This window comes from Streptococcus intestinihominis (assembly GCF_046824975.1).
In the GTDB taxonomy this organism is placed as follows: Bacteria; Bacillota; Bacilli; order Lactobacillales; family Streptococcaceae; genus Streptococcus.
Genome location: NZ_JBKQBL010000004.1, coordinates 231,772 through 245,248 on the forward strand (window position 1 = coordinate 231,772; position 13,477 = coordinate 245,248).

Annotated in this window: 10 protein-coding genes and 1 pseudogene; 2 read left to right on the forward strand and 9 right to left on the reverse strand. The window is 42.2% G+C overall.

What is annotated here, in order from left to right:
- Window positions 1-7: 7 nt before the first annotated feature.
- Complete coding sequence (locus tag ACLOR3_RS07995) at window positions 8-709, reverse strand: ABC transporter ATP-binding protein (protein ID WP_154853467.1); 702 nt, start codon at window positions 707-709, stop codon at window positions 8-10.
- A 544-nt stretch (window positions 710-1,253) separates the two neighbouring features.
- On the opposite strand from ACLOR3_RS07995, the gene ACLOR3_RS08000 reads away from it, so the two are divergent.
- Both ACLOR3_RS08000 and nt5e read left to right on the forward strand, forming a co-directional pair.
- The gene (locus ACLOR3_RS08000; protein ID WP_048689565.1) at window positions 1,254-1,814 is read left to right on the forward strand and encodes a TetR/AcrR family transcriptional regulator; all 561 of its coding nucleotides are present in this window, start codon (window positions 1,254-1,256) and stop codon (window positions 1,812-1,814) included.
- Between the two features lie 165 nt (window positions 1,815-1,979).
- Window positions 1,980-4,181, forward strand: coding sequence for a cell surface ecto-5'-nucleotidase Nt5e (gene nt5e / locus ACLOR3_RS08005; RefSeq protein ID WP_411399940.1), 2,202 nt, complete (start codon window positions 1,980-1,982; stop codon window positions 4,179-4,181).
- Between the two features lie 346 nt (window positions 4,182-4,527).
- On the opposite strand, the gene ACLOR3_RS08010 is transcribed toward nt5e, so the two are convergent.
- From ACLOR3_RS08010 to rnr, 8 genes and pseudogenes are all read right to left on the reverse strand, one after another.
- Window positions 4,528-5,358: a PrsW family glutamic-type intramembrane protease gene (locus ACLOR3_RS08010; RefSeq protein WP_129269621.1), complete on the reverse strand. Its 831-nt coding sequence runs from the start codon at window positions 5,356-5,358 to the stop codon at window positions 4,528-4,530.
- Window positions 5,351-7,012 (reverse strand): C69 family dipeptidase, encoded by a 1,662-nt coding sequence (locus ACLOR3_RS08015; protein WP_195323711.1) that lies wholly within the window; start codon window positions 7,010-7,012, stop codon window positions 5,351-5,353. Before ACLOR3_RS08015 ends, ACLOR3_RS08010 begins: the two co-directional genes overlap by 8 nt.
- Window positions 7,013-7,224: 212 nt before the next feature.
- A complete protein-coding gene (locus ACLOR3_RS08020; protein ID WP_048789588.1) occupies window positions 7,225-7,920 on the reverse strand; it encodes an LrgB family protein in 696 nt (231 codons plus the stop codon).
- Window positions 7,920-8,291, reverse strand: a complete 372-nt coding sequence (locus ACLOR3_RS08025) for a CidA/LrgA family protein (protein ID WP_061564218.1) — start codon at window positions 8,289-8,291, stop codon at window positions 7,920-7,922. Before ACLOR3_RS08025 ends, ACLOR3_RS08020 begins: the two co-directional genes overlap by 1 nt.
- 134 nt (window positions 8,292-8,425) lie before the next feature.
- Window positions 8,426-9,286, reverse strand: coding sequence for an SAM-dependent methyltransferase TehB (gene tehB / locus ACLOR3_RS08030; RefSeq protein ID WP_411399941.1), 861 nt, complete (start codon window positions 9,284-9,286; stop codon window positions 8,426-8,428).
- A gap of 159 nt (window positions 9,287-9,445) precedes the next feature.
- On the reverse strand, window positions 9,446-11,191 hold the full coding sequence (locus ACLOR3_RS08035) for a C69 family dipeptidase (RefSeq protein WP_125334759.1): 1,746 nt from the start codon (window positions 11,189-11,191) through the stop codon (window positions 9,446-9,448).
- Window positions 11,192-11,375: 184 nt separating this feature from the next.
- Complete coding sequence (gene smpB / locus ACLOR3_RS08040) at window positions 11,376-11,843, reverse strand: SsrA-binding protein SmpB (RefSeq protein ID WP_006595871.1); 468 nt, start codon at window positions 11,841-11,843, stop codon at window positions 11,376-11,378.
- Window positions 11,806-13,477: pseudogene (rnr, locus tag ACLOR3_RS08045) on the reverse strand (ribonuclease R); the annotation flags it as partial. The pseudogene rnr and the gene smpB, both read right to left, overlap by 38 nt.

The following is a 13,477-nucleotide window of genomic DNA, read 5'->3' on the forward strand; positions in this document are numbered from 1 at the left end:
AACCTCCCTAATACTCTAGGCTATCGATATCTAGTGGAGTGTTATGGATGGTCACCGATTTTACTTGGGCATCATGCATCTGAATGACACGATCGGCTATTGGTTCTAAAGAAGCATTATGGGTGACGATAATCACTGTTGCCCCTTTTTTACGAGACATGTCCTGAAGAATCTTTAAAACCTGTTTACCGGTTTGGTAGTCTAAAGCCCCTGTTGGTTCATCACAAAGGAGAATCTTAGGGTTCTTCGCCACTGCGCGCGCAATGGCTACCCGTTGTTGTTCCCCACCAGATAGCTGGGCTGGGAAGTTGTTCAAACGCTCACCCAATCCAACCTCTCTCAAGACTTGTTCAGGGTCTAAGGCATCAGAAACAATTTCAGAAGCCAACTCAACATTTTCTTTGGCTGTCAAATTAGGGATGAGATTATAAAACTGGAAGACAAAGCCAACATCATTTCTGCGATAATCCGTTCGTTGGTGCGAGGAGAAGCTCGAGATGGCTTTCCCATCCACTAGTACCTCCCCTTCATCATTGGTATCCATACCTCCCAAAATATTGAGGACTGTTGATTTTCCTGCGCCTGATGCCCCCAAAATGATGACCAATTCGCCTTTCTCAATTTCAAAAGTAACATCTTTATTGGCAATGATGTCAGTTTCTCCTGACGGATAGCGCTTGTAACTATGTTTCATCTCAATATAAGCCATATCTTTTCTCCCACTTAAACACAAGTTCCTATCTTTATTATAGTCCTTTTTTACCGGAAGACCAAGGACAATCAATCCCTTAAAACGACTAAAAAACAAGAAATTTGTGAGGGATGCATTTCCTCTATTTTATGAATAAAGCCATCCAAGAAACTAATACTTTTCTATGCAAAAATAGACAAGGAAAAAGCTTGATCTTATCTAGTTCCTGATATAGAAATCTCCAAGCATCATCTGCCCTCCTCTCCTTAGTTTGTGATATAATAACAAATAAGTATGAATTGTTATGATCGTTTAAATAACTGATATTTCAAGTTTTTCTTTCATTTTTATATAATAGCCCCTTTGAAAGTAGATCTGGGAAAAAATTTTATAATCCTTCCAAAATGGCTTTTATAGTATAAGAATAAGACCTGATTTCAAGCCATTTAGACTTATAGAATGATACTAAAATTTTATTCTGTTGATGAATAAATTTGATTTCTGTATAATATGATGATTAGTGAACAACATTTATACCAAACTACATGACAAAGGAGGAACTATGACCCGAAAAAAGAGAAAAACGAATTCTAAAAATGCTATCCGAAGCGCCCTATCACGCCTGCTTCTTGAACAATCACTTGAAAGTCTTACAATTAGCCAACTAACAAAAGAAGCCGGCATTAATCGAGGTACCTTTTACCTCCATTATGTAGACAAACAAGATATGTTCAACCAGCTAAAATCTGAACTCTTAGGCGAGTTGGGAGAACTTTTCGCTACAAGCACCGTCAATCGAGCAAATTTTCTTGCCTCACTTCAATATATTCAAGATAATTATGACTTTATCTATGCCTTGATGCAGATGGATTACCAAGAGTTTCATTTTCTAATGAAAAATTTCACACTGCAACTTCTTGACGATACTCCACATGCCAAAGACCATTTGGTAAATAAATTCCAAGTTCCTTATAAGTATGCTGTTGAGATCTTTGCAGCTACGATTGAAGCCGTAATCACAAAATGGTTGTCAACTGGTGCAAAAGAAGAGCCTATTGAAATCGCGACAGTCGTATTAAGTGTAACTGACTTTACCACTTGGAACCACCCCATAACAGAATAAGAAAATGAGAAAACGAAAGTTTTCTTTTTTTATGGATAAGAGCAACTAGCTGGAACCTCAACGCTCTCACAAGATTATTTGCCCAACTATCAGAAAACGTTTTCCTTTTCTTTCCTTTTTAGCTATAATATTTAGTATGGAAAAAAATAGAAATGAGGACCGTTTATGAAAAAGAAGAAACTTCTTTTGCCGATCTTATTGCTTGCTCCTGCCTTCCTAGCTTCTCAGGTAGCTGCAGATGAGCAAACAGCTCCAGAAACTAACCTTGAAGTAGCTGCTGCTTCCACAAATGCTACAGATGCTGCTACTCCTGCTTCAACAGAAGCTAATACAGCTACTTCAGAAGGCGCTGCAGAGAGCTCAGCTGACTTGCCTGAAGCAAATATTCTTCATACCAACGATGTCCATGGTCGGATCGTCGAAGAAAAGGGTGTGATTGGTGATGCTAAATTAGCCGCAGTCATCGATGAAGAACGTGCGAAAAATCCATCTACTTTAGTCGTAGATGCTGGAGATGCCTTCCAAGGACTACCGATTTCAAATAGTTCAAAAGGGGAAGAACGAGCTAAAATTTTGAACGAAATTGGCTACGATGCTATGGCAGTCGGAAACCATGAGTTCGATTTTGGTTTGGATGAGGCTAAGAAATACAAAGAAATCTTGAACTTCCCACTTCTCAGCTCCAACACCTACATCAACGGTGCTCGTTTATTTGAGGCTTCCACCATTGTCGATAAAGATAAGAATGTCGTTGGGGATGAGTTTGTCGTCATCGGGGTGACAACGCCTGAAACAGCCACTAAAACTCACCCTAAGAATGTCCAAGGTGTTACCTTTACAGATCCTATTTCAGAAGTAAACAAGGTCATCGATGAAATTGAAGCACGCGCTACTGCAGAAGGCAAGACTTACAAAAACTATGTTGTCCTTGCTCACTTGGGAGTAGATACGACTACACCAATCGAATGGCGAGGATCTACCTTAGCTGAAGAACTTTCTAAAAACTCAAAACTGAAAGGAAAACGCGTCACCGTTATTGATGGGCATTCCCATACTGTTCAATCAACCACATACGGAGATAATGTCACCTATAACCAAACCGGTAGCTACCTGAACAATATCGGTAAAATTACTTACCAAGCCAACCAATTGCTTGGTAACCCTCAACAAATTTCAGCAGCTTCAACCAAAAATGTCGTGCCAAATGCCAAAGTAGCTGCCATGGTCCAAAAAATCAAGGAACAGTACGATGCTGAGAATGCAAAAATCGTTCGTGACAATAGTCCGGTAGAACTAAATGGTCAACGGGAAAATGTCCGTGTCCGCGAGACCAACCTTGGAAATGTTGTAGCGGATGCCCTCTACGAATATGGACAAACTGGCTTTAGTCACAAGACTGACCTTGCTGTAACCAACGGTGGTGGCTTGCGCGAAACCATTGCAAAAGATAAGCCAATCACCAAAGGAAACGTTATTGCTGTTCTCCCATTTGGGAATACCATCTCTCAAATTAAAGTAACTGGTCAGAATATTGCCGATATGTTTGCTAAATCTCTTGGCTCTATTTTACAAGAAAAAGATGGCAAAACTGTTCTTGACGAAAACGGTCAACCCCTTCTTGAACCAAGCGGTGGCTTCCTCCAAGTATCTGGAGCGAAAGTTTATTACGATACAACCCTACCAGCTGAAAAACGCGTCCTCTATATCGAAATTAAAAACCCAGAAACTGGTCAATATGAACCGCTCAACCTTGCTAAGGATTACTACTTGACTACCAATGACTTCTTAGCAGCAGGTGGGGATGGCTACACCATGTTAGGTGGAGCTCGTGAGGAAGGTCCTTCCATGGACGTTGCCTTTGCAGATTACCTTGCTAAGGCAGATCTCACAGCCTATGCAACCATCAATCCAAATTCTCGTACCATTTCTATTTCTGCTAACAAAGATACCGATGGAGATGGTGTGGCAGATATTGAGGAAATCAAACAAGGAACAGATCCTGCTAATCCAAAGTCCTACCCAGGAAGCAATAACCAACCAGTTATCCCATCTACCGGTAAAAATGCTCAACCAACTAATCCATCTACCGGTAAAATGGATCAAACATATATTCCAGCTCTAGTTGGTACGAATTCTCCTAATCAACTAGCTAGCCAAACAAAGAATACTTTTACATCTGCTAAGGACGATACACAGATCAAGGCCAACAACCATCACTTGTCAGTGACAGTCGCTAAAACATTCACAGCGGGCTCTGCTACCCTACCAGAAACAGGAACTTCCGACTCTCCTGCTATCTACATGATCGCTCTGTTGACATCCATCCTAGCCTTCTTTGGTCTTAAGAAAAAAGAAGAATGCAAATAGAATCTAGAAAAAAGCTTAGAAACTTTTGTTTCTAAGCTTTTAGAAAGTAGACAAACTATTTTAAAGTAAAATAAGTTAAGCGATTCTGCAAAGAAATAAAAATGAGTTCCAATTTTTAAATCGATTCAAAAAAAACCAAAACTTTCCGCCGTGAGAAAAGTGCCTGAAACAATTATGTTTCAGGCACTCGGTAGTTTTGAGACCTTAGGCTCAAAACTAAGTCATGGAACTTCGTAGAAGTTCGCTGACGTCCGTACTCACCTAAGGAAAGTTTTTTAGAAGACTTTTTTCAATCTGAAGCTTAGTTTCTAAGCTTTTTTACTTATATATCGACTGAATCTTTTCCTTAGTTTTTCTTTAAAAGGTTTAGATTCGGATTTTTATGAGCAAAGAGAACGACCTCAATAAAGGTTCCCACTTGGAAGGCAAAGAGCAAGCCTACCAAAATATTGACCCGATGGTCTGTTTCATAGAATGGAGAGTTCCATAAGAAGTGATTGGCCACCGTGGAAACTACACACCAGAGACCAAAGAGCTTTTCTTTTTGCTTGGTGCACTGAGATAGGATGAGAAAGGCTCCAACAGATACAACAGCAGTGTAGACTGCATGAGATGCTAAACCACCAGAAATGCGGTTCACTGCCTCCGTTACTGCTGAGAGGTCTCCAGATCGCGTTTGACGCGCCACATAACCTAGATCTTCAATGATTTGGAAACCAAGACCAGATCCGAAGCCGGCGATTAAAATCGATTTTAAATCCTTGCGACCCAAAATCAAGAGGATCCAGAAGGCCACTAGAGCTTTGAAAAATTCTTCAGCAAAAGGTGCTGTCAAAGCATCTGTCCATTTATTAAAGGTGCTTACATCCTGAATGAGATGACTATTAAAATGGTCAATGAGGCTGTTCCCTGAAAAACTGAGCCAGCCAGCAACAAAAGCACCTCCAAACATGGTCGCCCACAAAACAAGAAGAGGAACCTCAAATCTTTTTGCAAGTCGCTTAATAAAGAGATAAAGAGGAACGACAATCACCGCTAAAACGAGCAGATTTAATACCAAATCTCTTCCTGCTACTTGGCTAAACTCTTGTTGAGAGAGAGAGCCTAGCTCAAACTCCATCCCAATCCCTGCTAAGACCAGAAATAGGAAGAGCAATATTCGTTGAAACTTATTCATCCTTCTTACCTCCCTTTGCTTTCTTTGATTTGATGAAGAAAATTCCTACTCCTATCACTGTCACAAGGGCTAAGCCAATTGTAATGACAAAGTCATAGTCAAACGGTACCAAATTGATCTCTTCTTCTTGGTTTGCATCTTCTTCATCTGTTAAATCGTCAATAGCACCTTGTCCATATTGAGCAATCACCTTTTCTTCTGCTTCTTGACGAATTTCTTGCAGACGATCGAAGGTCTTTTGAGCCCGAGTCATGCTCGTTTCTGTCGCTTTTAGGCTCGCCTGCTCTGGCTGTGAAGCGAGGGCAATTTGTTCTTGATCACTGATTTCTTGCTCAGCCATCCATTGAGATTCTAAGCGTTCCATTTCAGTACGGATGGCTCCATCTCCGAACAAATCAGGATATTTGGCAACTAAATCATTAATGCGAGACATGGTCCAATACCAAGATTGGGGATTATAGGCTGTTCCTAATTCTTGATAGGCTTGGTAGGTATTTGTGATATTGCCATAATAAGGCAGATAAGGAGCATTTCGTGGGCTTCCCATCGCTAACCACATGGTTCCCCCGCCAGCACTATCAGGAACATTATCCTTTAATTGGAAAATATGGGCTTCCATGACATTCGGGTTCGAAATCGGGTATTTATAAACTTCATCAAACTTCCCTTTTTCTGGAATCCCTTTTCCATCCAACTCCATTTGATCTTGTGGTTTGAAGTCTGTTCCTTCTAACCGATTGCGTTGGAGATTCATCGCATCTCGTAGCGTCAATTTTCGATCCGTAGTATGCATCAAGTCAAAATACTCGTCATCGTAGTTCACATCTGCATCTGGATCCAGTGACTTAATACCAGACCAAACACGAGAACGATCTGCCTCATGCAAAGGAGGATTGTAGGATTGGGAAACATGGAACTGGCCATCGATTTCTTTATAGGTTCCTGCATCACGGGCCACTTTTTCAACATCCTTCGAGGCAATAGTCCGTTCCTTATCTGAAAAATCGACATGTCCTAAGAAGAAGGTATTTGGAAAGACTGCATAGCGATCTTCTGGGAAGAGAATGGCTACATATTGGTGACCAGAAAGAATCTCCATGTACCAGATACCTTCCTTGTCCGCGATCGTCACAATATTTCCTTCTGCTGCCCCTTTTTCTTCCACAATTTTCGCAATGAGCTCAACTCCTTCACGAGCCGTTTTGACACTTGGAAGAACGACAGTGGTGAGGGCAGATTCAGCCAAGCCGTCCTTTACATAAGGATCGACCTTTTTAATGTTGTCATTTGCTGAAGCTGAGACGGTCGCCGAGATGGACACACCATGCTCATTAAAACCAGCTTCATCAAATACACCCTGTTCTGGTGTAACATCTGGGACAGCTGTATATTTATAACTTACTTCTGGGAGCTCATACTTAAAGCCATTGGTGGCATCTTCAAAGACCTCCCCTTTCTTGTTATAAGTTCGTTCTCTGACCACAAAGTTCTTATTGTGGTTTGGTTCTAAGTCCTCCGTACGTCCGTACAAAGCATTCCCATCTGCTGTTAACTTTTTACCGATGATAAAACCTGTACAGGCCTCTACCGGTTGGGCAAAGAGGAAGAGAGCAGTGATCAAGCCCAAGGCTGATCGAGCATAACGTTTCTTCATATTGAACTCCTTTAACTAGATATTAACCGTATAACCTCTTTTAGTATACCTTTTGAACCAAAGTTTGGCAAGCGCTTACAACGACTGTAATCAAATGGTAATCTATCTGAAAATTATTTGATCTTCAAATTATCAACCAAGCTGCACTATCTAAGTGTACACTAAAAAGCTCGGAACTGCTTCCAAGCTTTTTCTGAATACTCTCTACCTTTTTAGGAAAGAATCAGGCTCGCGACAAGGGGACTTATAAAGACGTAGAAAACGCCAGTTATCCCAATTGCTAAGCCACCCATAGCTCCGGCTACTTGACCATACTGAAAGGCTGTACCAGTCCCCACTGCATGACCTGTACCCCCAAGGGCCAAACCAATGGCAACAGGATCCTCTACTTTTAGGCATTTAAGAATCGTTGGTCCCAGGACACTTGTCAGGATACCTGTCGCTACAACGACAACCAGGGTAATGGTAGTAATTCCCTGCATTTTTTCAGCAATCCCCACTGCCATGGCTGTTGTCACAGACTTAGGAAAGAGGGAAATAGCTAGAAAGTACTTCATCCCAAAAAGCTTAGCCAAGACAGCTGTAAAAAGCGTGTTGACTACTACTGCTAGAAAACTACTAAGAAGAATACTCTTGGCATGGTGTTTCATCAAATGAAAACTCTTATACAAGGGAATTCCCAGGACAACCGTTGAGGGCACAATCAAATTACTGAGGTAGGTCCCGCCAATATTATAGGCCTTATAGGAAATCCCTGTCAGCTTTAAGAATCCAATGATCAAGACCGTTGCAACTAAGAGGGGGGTCGTGATCGGATGGGGAAAGCGACGAAAAATCATCATCCCAATCAGATAGGCAAAGACTGATAAAGAAATCCCAAAGAGAGGATTTGACCACAAACTTTCCATTATTTCTTCCCTCCTTCATAATCCCCCTCATACCGAGTCTTGATAAAACCGACAACAAGCGCAATGAGGGTTACATTGATGATGATAGCCCCTAAAATAATCAACACGATGGGCAATAAATAGGGCTGGATAACATCAAACTTATCCATAATCCCAACTGCTGGAGGTAAAAATAAAATCGTCATATTGGCTAAGAGAAAAGATCCAACCAAATTCACATGGCGGATACGAAGCCATTTCAACTGCAAGCAAAGAAATAGAATCAGTAGACCAATAATACTACCTGGAATTGGCAAATGAAAGAGGGTCGATATCCCTTCCCCAATCAAAGAGATGGTAAAGATAATCATCAGTTGAACATAGAGTTTCACGCGCTTCTCCTCAAAATTCTTGAAAGATACACTAACAGTCTACTCCTTTTCTGTAAAAAATCAAGTATTTTCAGAATGTTTTCAGATATAAAAGACAAGGAGGACTGCAAGGGTGTCCTTGTCTAGAGAGCTATTTATATTTTCTTGGCTAGCATGGTCGCAAAGCGTAAGGCAATTCGATTGCCATTTTCATCACGTCGGTGCAGATGCCCTGGATTTTCATTGTATTTAACGAGTTCCCAATCCTTGTAGTAGTCAGCTAGCTCGCCTTCCTTAAAAGTAAAGGAAAAAGGAACCTGGCAAGGATAGTCCTCTGTATCCATGGCACAAACGATCAAGTTATAGCCTCCCGGATTGGTCTGGTCTTGCATATTTCGAATAATCGCTGGAATGCGATCCGCTTGCAAGAACATGAGGACAACCGTTGAGACAATCAAATCATAACTTTGTTTTAGGTTCGCTGAGTTGATATCATAGAGTCCCACAGTCATTTCCAAATCTTCTTGTTCTACAATACTTTGGAGGATCTCTAGGGCTAATTCATTTTGATCGACTGCTGTCACTTCAAAGCCATGCTGGGCCAAAAAGAGAGCATTTCGTCCTTGTCCACACCCCAAATCCAAGGCCTTGCCTGGAGAAAGGGACTCCATGGCTTCTAGCACTTCCGAATGGACGGGATTGCTATTATATTTTTTGGGGAAATAATCTTTGGGCTCACAGTAGAATTCCAAAAACCATTCCACATCATCTGTGAGGGCCTCTACACGGTGCCAAGCTTGCGGCTGTGCCATCGGGTTATCCTCACCTGCCTCAAAAACATGGCTGGCTACTTCTTCCCCATCTTCCGTCAGCTCAACAAACTTGAGTTTTCCTTTTAGGACTGTAATCTTTCCCCAAGTACCTACTTTGGTATTGTGTTTTCTTTGGACTGCTTCAGGCATGGTATCCTTGGTCCACAAAGGCATCCGTTTATAGGCAATTAATTTTTCAGGCATCCGTTTCTTCTCCTTCTTTCTATCTATCCCTATCATACAAAAATTGCATGCAAATAACAATAAAAAGAGTGGAATTACAAGCTCCTTTTGTGAAGACTTCTATTCCACTCTCTTAGAATCCAGTTGAGGCAGGATGCTGATTTAACAGTCTCTGTCTACTTATTCTTCATTTTCATTCTTTTTTGATTTTTTAAAGTAGAAACCTGCCAAGCCAAATCCTGCAATAGCCAAAACTCCTAAGACGGCAGATAAACTGCTGTTTGAATCACTTGCCTTGCTAGATGATTGACTAGAAGCTGTTTCTTCCTTCTTATCAGTTTCTTTCGATGCATCTTTTTCAGCTTGAGCTGCTGCTACCAGATTGGCCTTGTTATAGCCATCATAAACAAAGTCTGCTTCCAAACCTTTTTCTGTACGAATCTTATCTTCCATCTCACTTTCAACTTGCTTGATTTGTTTGAAGATGGTTTCCGCACGTTTAAGTGAGTCACTTGTTACTTCGTCTGCAGTAGCTTTCGCTTGGTCATCAGTGAGTCCACTATATTTTTGATCCAAAGCTGCTTGTTCCTTGATCCAGCCTTTTTCCAATTCTTTCCACTTCTCTTGGATGCTGTTGCCAAAGAGGTCTGGGTATTTCATGACCATTTGGTCAATATGCCAAACAGCCCAATACCAAGAAGTTGGATCGTATTTGGCAGAGCGAACTTTGAATGGTGCATAGGTATCGTTGACAATACCATAGAATGGCACATAAGGCGTGTTCCGGCTTTGAGCGAGACCTAACCAAACGACACCACCAAATGGAGTTGGCAAGTCCTTCTTAATTTGGTAGACGTGGGCGTTAATGACGTTTTCATTTCCCAAAGCATATTTGTATTTATTGGTATCGACTTCTTTACCTGGTTCCACCAAGTCATCTGGTGTGTATTGTTTAAGGTGTTCGAACCGGTTCCGTTGTTCAGCGAAAACATCTTCTAGACTATACTTTTTAGAAGGATCCGTTGGTTTGCGCAAGAGGTCGAAGTGCTTATCATCATATTTGATGTCCGCTTTAGGATCCATCAAGGTAATCCCTGCATAGGTCCGTGAGCGGTTGCGTTCGGTATATTCATCTGGACCATAAGAGTCTGCAATATGGAAGTTACCATCTTTATCAGTCTTGTAGTGGTCTGCCTTTTTAGCAACTGCTTCCACATCTTTCGAAGCAATGACATTGTCCTTGTCCTTGAAATCCACATGTCCTAGATAGTAGGTATTGGCAAAGATGGCATAGCGGTCTTGAGGGAATTTAATGGCTACATATTGGTGACCAGAGAGGATTTCCATGTACCAGAGTTCATTCTTATCTGCTACGACAATGATGTTTCCTTCGGCAGATCCTTTTTCATCAAGTACCTTGGCAACCAACTCAATTCCTTCACGAGCTGTTTTGACACGTGGAAGAACCAAGTCCACCATAGCAGCTTCAGCCAAGCCATTTTTCACCAGTGGGTCTGCTTTCAAAATCTTATCGTGTGGGGTTGCAGATACGGTAGAAGTCATGGAAACGCCTGCTTCGTTAAAGCCGTGTGCTCCGAAGTTCCCGTTGGAACCATCTCCATGGGCTGCATCATAAGTTGCGGTATATTTCATTTCATGACTCAAGTGGGGATAAGCAAAGCCGTTGGATTCGTCCTCCAACATATCTCCATCCTTATAGTCTTTGGCAGGTACCACTTCATAGGTTTTATTGTGGCGACCACCATCGGGAGCATAAGGATAGTCTTCAGTCCGCCCAAAGAGCATGGAACCATCTGTCGTGAGTTCCTTCCCAACAATGAAGGCTGAGCAGGCCTGCGCAACTTGAACTGGAATCAAGGCAAAGGCCATCAAAGCAATCATCAGTTTGACCAGTAGTTTTCTCATAGTCGATCTCCTTTATGACTACAAAAGAGGCTAGAAAATAATTTTCAAGCCGACGAAAAACAACTATACCAACGCTACCTTCAGTATACCCTTATCCAGATAAAAATGCAAGCGGTTTCAAGAAAAGAAATTTAAAAATAGGAACAGTTTTAGACTCTTGCTTCAGCTGTTCCTATTTCTTACTTTAACGCGTATTGTATTGTTTCATGACACGAGCAATGTCCCGATTTTGTTCCCGCCGTTTGATGGATTCACGTTTGTCATAATCGTGCTTCCCTTTGGCTAAGCCTAGCAAGAGCTTGGCATAGCCATCCTTAAGGTAAACCTTAAGAGGAACTAAAGTCATCCCTGTTCCTTTAGTCTCCTGCTCCAACTTTTGAATTTGCTTCTTATGCAGCAAGAGTTTGCGACGGCGCTCTGGGTCTTGGTTCCAGATATTGCCTTCCTCATAGGGAGCAATATGAACATTGCTGAGCCAGACTTCCCCATTTTTGACTTGGGCAAATCCATCCTTGAGGTTGATACGAGCTGCTCGAACACTCTTGATTTCTGTACCAGTCAGGACCATTCCTGCTTCAATGGTATCAACAATTGTATAATCGTGGCTTGCTTTCTTATTTTGTGCGACGACCTTTCCCTCGCCCTTTGCCATGCTTAGCTCCTTTCTTAGCTACTTCCTTGTAAAAAGGTTTCTTACTCTTTTTCTTCTTGTCTTTTGAAGAATGCTTGCGCTTGTTCTCTCTAATGCCTCCTTGCTTTCGTTCTTCTTTCTTAGAAGAAGGGCGCTTAGAGTGTCCATTTCGATCTTTACGACCCGATGTTTTAGTGACTTTTTCAATCAAATCCAGCTAACTTGGGATATAAGAAAAATCAATCTCACCAGTCATCTTATCCGCTCTTTCGACCCTGATTCGGATCTCCTGACCGACACGGAAAGTGACGCCTGATTTTTCCCCGCGCAAGGTCAAATCGCGCTCGTTAAAATGATAAAAACCAGGTAAGGTAGTGATGTGGATCAAACCTTCTACGGTATTTGGCAATTCAACAAAGAGACCAAACTTGACGACACTGGACACCAATGCATCGTACTCTTCGCCAACATAGTCCTCCATGTACTCTGCCTTCTTCATGGCTTCCACTTCCCGTTCCGCATCAATGGCGCGGCGTTCCCGACTAGAGGATTGGCTAGCAATATCTGGAATGACCTGTTCAAAATGGCTAGCCACTTCAGAATCTTTTCCATACTCTCGCACCATGCGATGGACTAATAAGTCTGGATACCGGCGAATCGGACTGGTGAAGTGAGTATAGAACTCAGCTGCTAGCCCATAGTGGCCGTGGTTGTGCTCGGAATAACGCGCTTGTTGCATGGAACGGAGCAACATCATAGACAAGACATCAGCATAGGGTTCCCCTTCTACCTTCTTCATAATGTCCTGCAAGGTTTCCTGACTCATGGAACTAGCTGTCCCATAAATTGGTAGGCCAAAGCTAGAAGCATAATCGATAAACTTTTGCACTTTCTCTGCTTTGGGTTCTTCGTGAATCCGGTAAATAAAGGGAAGTTTTCGTTTGGCAAAATGCTCTGCTACTGTCTCATTTGCAATCAGCATGAAGGATTCAATCATCCGTTCCGCAACCCCACGTTGGCGCAAGACGATGTCTACTGGTTTTCCTTGAGGATTGACTAGGATTTTTGCTTCACTGGTATCAAAGTTCAGGGCTCCTCGTTTTTCCCGCATTCCTTCTAAGATCTGATGAAGACCAACCATGGCTTCGATACTTGGCACAATAGCTTGGTATTCCTCACGCTTCTCCTGGTCCCCAGCAATGATCTCATTGACATCGCTATAGGTCATACGGAAAGTCGTTTTAATGACCGTTTGGGTGATCTGGTAGCGAAGTACCCGACCACGCTGGTCGATCTCCATAATGGCTGACTGGGTCAAGCGATCCACTTGAGGGTTTAAGGAACAAATCCCGTTTGATAGACGCTCAGGTAACATGGGCACGACCCGATCGGTCACATAGACAGAGGTCCCCCGGTTGAGGGCTTCCTTGTCCAAGGCAGAACCTTCGGTTACATAATAAGAGACATCGGCTATGTGAACGCCAAGCTCAAAATTCCCACCTTCCAAGCGCTTGATGTGAACCGCATCATCCAAGTCCTTGGCATCGGCACCATCAATGGTAAAGATGATTTCATCTCGAAGGTCCAAACGTCCCTCCATGTCCTTCTCACTAGGCTGGTCTGGGATGCTTTCTGCTTCTTTGAGGACTGCTTCT

Bases quoted from the DNA above. Each gene is read 5' to 3' on its own strand.
- ACLOR3_RS07995 (WP_154853467.1), bottom strand. From the start codon at position 709: ATGGCTTATATTGAGATGAAACATAGTTACAAGCGCTATCCGTCAGGA.
- ACLOR3_RS08000 (WP_048689565.1), top strand. From the start codon at position 1,254: ATGACCCGAAAAAAGAGAAAAACGAATTCTAAAAATGCTATCCGAAGC.
- nt5e (WP_411399940.1), top strand. From the start codon at position 1,980: ATGAAAAAGAAGAAACTTCTTTTGCCGATCTTATTGCTTGCTCCTGCC.
- ACLOR3_RS08010 (WP_129269621.1), bottom strand. From the start codon at position 5,358: ATGAATAAGTTTCAACGAATATTGCTCTTCCTATTTCTGGTCTTAGCA.
- ACLOR3_RS08015 (WP_195323711.1), bottom strand. From the start codon at position 7,012: ATGAAGAAACGTTATGCTCGATCAGCCTTGGGCTTGATCACTGCTCTC.
- ACLOR3_RS08020 (WP_048789588.1), bottom strand. From the start codon at position 7,920: ATGGAAAGTTTGTGGTCAAATCCTCTCTTTGGGATTTCTTTATCAGTC.
- tehB (WP_411399941.1), bottom strand. From the start codon at position 9,286: ATGCCTGAAAAATTAATTGCCTATAAACGGATGCCTTTGTGGACCAAG.
- ACLOR3_RS08035 (WP_125334759.1), bottom strand. From the start codon at position 11,191: ATGAGAAAACTACTGGTCAAACTGATGATTGCTTTGATGGCCTTTGCC.
- smpB (WP_006595871.1), bottom strand. From the start codon at position 11,843: ATGGCAAAGGGCGAGGGAAAGGTCGTCGCACAAAATAAGAAAGCAAGC.